This window comes from Streptomyces sp. NPDC002130, assembly GCF_040296465.1.
GTDB lineage: Bacteria > Actinomycetota > Actinomycetes > Streptomycetales > Streptomycetaceae > Streptomyces.
Genome location: NZ_JBEOXI010000612.1, coordinates 1 through 2,058, shown reverse-complemented (window position 1 = coordinate 2,058; position 2,058 = coordinate 1). Strand labels below are relative to the sequence as shown.

Annotated in this window: 1 protein-coding gene; it reads right to left on the bottom strand. The window is 69.9% G+C overall.

Annotated features, from left to right (window positions below):
• Positions 1-1,924: nSTAND1 domain-containing NTPase (locus ABT116_RS43495; RefSeq protein ID WP_502984051.1), on the bottom strand; the 1,924-nt coding region annotated here is incomplete at its 3' end.
• Between the last annotated feature and the right edge of the window lie 134 nt (positions 1,925-2,058).

Sequence of the window (2,058 nt, the reverse complement as noted above, 5' to 3'; positions counted from 1 at the left end):
CCCGCTGGGCGCCGTCGGAGATTCGCCACAGGGTGAGTGATGTGGCCGAGCGCCCGTCGGGGCGGCACACGACGACGGTCGATCGGTCGCCAGAGACCAGGAGCCGGTCGGCTTCGCGCACGACGGTCCGGCTCCTGCCGGTGGCCATGTCGACGGCGAGCAGAGCGACGCGGAACTCGTCCCCTTTCGGTGGGGAGACCTCTACCAACAGGCGCCGCTTTCCGGGGTCGATCCACAGGTTGCCGCCCATGTTCCGGGGCGCTGGAACCCTGCCGCCGACGGTGCCGCCGTCCAGGTCCCACCACATCAGGTCGTCCCCGTCGCGGACGGCGACGGTCCGTCCGTCCTCGGACATGGCGAACCCGCTGCTGCTGTCGGCGTAGTCGATCAGGTTCTTCACCTTGGGCAGTGCGTGGACGGCGCCGATGAGGCGTTCGGCGTTCGGGTGTACGTCGAACCAGCCGGCCGACCCGTCCGCGCAGACGAACGCGACCCTGCTGCCGTCGGCCGACACCATGGCCATGATCAGCTGTTCGCGGGAAAACTGTTCGCTGCGCACGGTGCCGGTGAGGGCCCCCACGAAGAGGGTCGCGCGGCCCAAGGCCGACCTCGCGAAGACGACGTTGCCGTCCCTGCTGGTCTGGAACTGCTGCATTGTTCCCAGCAGTCCGGAGACCATGCGGGTGGAGCCCGAGTGGGCCAGGTAGTGTCGCAACAACTGGCCGCGCGCCTCCGTCGTGGGCGCGGTCTCATACGCCGCGAGCGCCAGTTTCACCGACAGCACCGGGTCGAACTCCGCTTGGTCCTGCGACAACTGGGCCAGGGAACGCGAGTCGGCAAGTGCCTGGCGTTCCTGGCTTTCCTGTCGCGCGTACACGAACAGCGTGCCGAACAGCAACGCGAGGACGACGAGAATGCCGAAGCCCGACCGGAGCGCCCGGCGTCGGCGGGTGCGTGACCGCTGATACGCGCGGCCGAGTTCCAGGTACTCGTGCTCGGCCTCGGTCAGTTGGGTGCCGCGTTCGGCCAGCCACGGTCCGGCGCTTGCCAACGCGACTGCGGTCGGCAGCAGTTCGGGTGGACGTCCGCCCTCGTCCCAGCGGCTCCTGTCGTGGCGGAGCGACTCCCGCCAGACCAGGAAGGAACGATCCTCCGCGGCCCACTCCGCCAGCCTGTCCCAGCTGGAGATGAGGGCCTCGTGGGCCAGTTCGACGGTTTCGGTCCCCTCGGCGTCCCGGCCCGTCACCAGGAGGCGGGTGGTGGCGAGCTGTTGCGCGACCCACCATTCCGCCTCGTCCAGTTCGCCGCGCGATACCATCCGCCGGGTGACACCGGCCGATTCCAGGGGCACGCGAATGAGCTGGGTGAACAACCGCCGAGCAGCCTCCTCGTAGGACTCCGGGACATGGGTGTTCCAGACCTTGACGAGGTGGTCGTGCAGCGCGCCGGCGACCCCGCCGATCTTCTCGTACGCCTCATGGGTGAGACGTCCCTGTGTCTGCTGCTGCTCCCGCCAGAGCTGGTCGAGGGCGAAGCCGAGGAGGGGCAGCGCACCGGGCTCGGCACCGGTGTCTTCGATGATGCGGTCGACCAGGTGGGGCTCGTACCGCACGCCGGGGACGGCGTCCACCGGCAGGGTGACGATGTCACGGAGCTGGTCGGGGTGCATGGGGCCGAGGGCGTACGTCTGCTGCCCGCCGAACGCGTGCCCGAGCCGCGGGTGGTCGAGGACGGCGCCCAGGAAGTCGGCCCGCAATGTGGTCAGCACGCGGACCGTGTCCGGCAGGGTTCCGCCGAACAACACCCCGGCCAGCTCGTCGACGGCCGCCGCATCGCGGGCGAGCAGTTCCTCGAACTGGTCGAGCACGACCAGCAGTCGACGGCGGCCCTGCCGTTTCAGTAATCGCGGGACGGCATCGGCCATGCCGCCGTCCCTGACCAGGACCTGGGTGAACCTCGGGACTTGCTCGAGCCGGTCCGTCTCGGACAGGCTGGGCTCCAGCTGGGGCAAGATGCGGGAAGCGGCGATCCGGCTGGCGGAGGGGCTGCCGGACGAGC